This window comes from Diaphorobacter sp. LR2014-1 (assembly GCF_002916785.1).
Classification (GTDB): domain Bacteria; phylum Pseudomonadota; class Gammaproteobacteria; order Burkholderiales; family Burkholderiaceae_C; genus Diaphorobacter; species Diaphorobacter nitroreducens.
In genome coordinates, this window is the sequence record NZ_MTBE01000086.1 from 1 (window position 1) to 2601 (window position 2601).

Consider the following 2601-nt stretch of genomic DNA (forward strand, 5'->3'; position numbering starts at 1 on the left):
CATGGCACGCATCAGTCGCTCCACAGTACAACGTGCCACCGGGATGCCCTCGCGGTTCATCTGCAGCCAGACCTTATCGGCCCCGTAGACCTGCCAGTTGGCATGCCACACGCGCTGGATGTCCGCCTTCAAGCACTCGTCACGCTGGGCGCGTTGACTGCGCAGTTGCGGGTTACGTTGCCGGGCTGCGTGGCGCCAGTAACACGATGGGGCCATCTGCAGCACCCGGCAGATGGGCTCGACCCCGTAGTCGTCACGGTGGCGGTCGATGTAGTTCTTCAAGACTTCAATCGGCGGTCGAGCTCCGCCTGCGCAAAAAACGCGCTGGCCGTCTTCAGGATGTCGTTGGCCCGGCGCAGCTCCTTGACCTCACGTTCCAGCTCCTTGATGCGCTGGGCTTCTGACGTGGTGGTACCGGCACGCTGGCCGCTGTCGACCTCGGCCTTCTTGACCCAATCGTTCAAGGTCTGCGGCACGCAGCCAATCTTGGGGGCTATTGATTCAATGGCTGCCCACAGCGAAGGGTAGTTGGCTCGGTGCTCCTGCACCATGCGTACGGCACGCTCGCGCACCTCGGGCGAGAACTTGTTTGACTTGGTCATAGCTCCATCTTCTCAAGTGTTGGAGCCTCCTCAAAACCCGGGGCGGTTCACACCCGCGCAACAAGACGCAGCATAAGCGAGCCTTAGAAGAGAGTGAGATCGCTCAGCTGCAGCGTGATGTCAGAGGTCTAGGGGGACGCTATGAGACGGTGGCATCGTTTCAGCTTATGTGGTGGACCCTGTGTCGCCCCAATGAAGCAGTTGAAGCGCAATGGTCGGAATTTGATCTTGACGCAGCGGTTTGGCTGATTCCTGCTGAACGCATGAAGATGGGAAAGGCACACAAAGTTCCTTTACCTAGTCAGGCTGTAGAGATGCTCAGGGCTATGTATGGGCTGACCGGAAGGTGCCGGCATGTTTTTCCGGGGCGCGACAAGCGCACTGTTCCGATGAGTCAAGCCTCATGGCGTCAAGCGCTAATGAAATTAGGTTGGAGTGGGCGATTCAGCCCACATGCAACCCGTGTGACAGGTAGTACTCGTTTGCATGAGATGGGCTATCGATCTGAATGGATTGAGCGACAACTGGCCCATGCAGATACGAATACTGTTCGAGCGACCTATAACCATGCGCAGTACTTCGAAGATCGGTCAAAAATGATGCAGAGATGGGCAGATCATTTAGATGCCCTTTCAGCTCTTAAAAGTTGAAGTAATTTGATACCAGGCTTCTGGATGTGCTATTCATCTGGCTGCATCCCCCCGGATTACTCCAACAGAGCCTGTGGCCCAGACGTCCGAGGGCGCCATGCTGTGGGAGTTGCGTGGCTGGTTGCTACTGTATCCCTAAGAGCCTGTACGGGGAGATTGCCTGGCTGGTCTTGATCTCCAGCGTGGGATGGTGGGCGTCACAGCGGCTCGTTGCTGCACAGTTGGACAGCTTGGCGGCCAATGCTGAGTACGAAGCCAAAACCACCGCACGCATCATGGACTGCCTGTTCACCGAAATGGCGAGTATGGCCAATATGGTGGTGTGCCAAGGCTTGGTGATCCAGCTGGCCAAGCGCTATCGCGACGATCCGCCGGACCTGGTTGTGCTCACACGCCAGCAACGCGCGGCGCAATTCACGCGCGACCCGTTGGTGCGCAAAGTCGGCGACTTCATGAATGAGCTCTCCAGCGATCTGCGCTATGCCCGCATCTACATGAACAACATGTCGGACGACATGGTGATAGCCAGCAACTGGACCGATGCTGACAGCATCGTGGGCCTGATTTACTCAGATCGCCCCTACCCCAGACGGAAACATCCGCCAATGCTGTGCTGAAGCAGGTAATGCGTTCGCCACGATCAGCACAGCCAGCCCTAGGGCCAGCATCTTCCTGTGGCTCATGAGATAGCCCCCTGAATCTCCGGACACGGTCCATCGCTTATCTTCGAGATAGACATAGGACTGTGCGTATGACTAGGCATACAGAGACGATTGAGGTCATCACCCGAGACCAGCGCAGGCGGCGCTGGTCGGCTGCCGAGAAGGCTGCCTTGGTTCGCAAAACTTATGAGCCAGGCATGAGCGTGTCGCTCGTGGCCTGCCAGGAAGGCATCTCTGCCAGCCTGCTGTTCACTTGGCGGCGGCTGGAGCGCGAAGGCGCGCTGGTGGCTGTCGGTGCAGGCGAGGCCGTTGTGCCGGCATCGGAGCTGGCAGCCGCCCGTGCCGAGATCGCCAAGCTGCAACGTGTGTTGGGCAAGAAGACCTTGGAGAACGAGATCCTCAAGGAAGCCGTGGAGCTTGCCGCAGCAAAAAAAGTGGATTGCGCGCTCGCCCTTGTTGCCTGGGGACGACCAATGAAGTCGGTCTGCTCGGTGCTGGGCGTGGCGCGCTCGAATCTGCATGTGCGGCATCACCGCCCTGGCCACTGGCAGGACAACCGCAGAGGCCGCACTCCGGCCCAGGATGGGCTCTTGCTGGCTGACCTGCGGCGCCACATTGCCGAGTTGCGTATTCCACGCGATGGCGGACACGATTCCATGCTGATGGCGGACAGTGTTCCAGCGTGAT

The 2601-nt window shown here is 58.8% G+C and carries 1 protein-coding gene, 3 pseudogenes and 1 other annotated feature; of the genes and pseudogenes, 3 read left to right on the forward strand and 1 reads right to left on the reverse strand.

Translation table 11 applies throughout. The annotated features are described in order from the left end of the window. Positions 1-602 (reverse strand): annotated as a pseudogene (locus BV908_RS21995) (IS3 family transposase); the annotation flags it as partial. Continuing rightward, positions 208-324, reverse strand: a sequence feature (AL1L pseudoknot). Its footprint overlaps the pseudogene before it by 117 nt. A gap of 107 nt (positions 603-709) precedes the next feature. On the opposite strand from BV908_RS21995, the gene BV908_RS22000 reads away from it, so the two are divergent. The 3 genes and pseudogenes from BV908_RS22000 to BV908_RS22010 all read left to right on the forward strand — a co-directional run. Beyond that, entirely contained in the window at positions 710-1252 is a 543-nt protein-coding gene (locus BV908_RS22000) for a site-specific integrase (protein ID WP_246867577.1), read from the forward strand. A gap of 113 nt (positions 1253-1365) precedes the next feature. Then, positions 1366-1836 (forward strand): annotated as a pseudogene (locus tag BV908_RS22005) (GGDEF domain-containing protein); the annotation flags it as partial. 167 nt (positions 1837-2003) lie between these two features. Beyond that, a pseudogene (locus BV908_RS22010) lies at positions 2004-2540 on the forward strand (transposase); the annotation flags it as partial. Between the last annotated feature and the right edge of the window lie 61 nt (positions 2541-2601).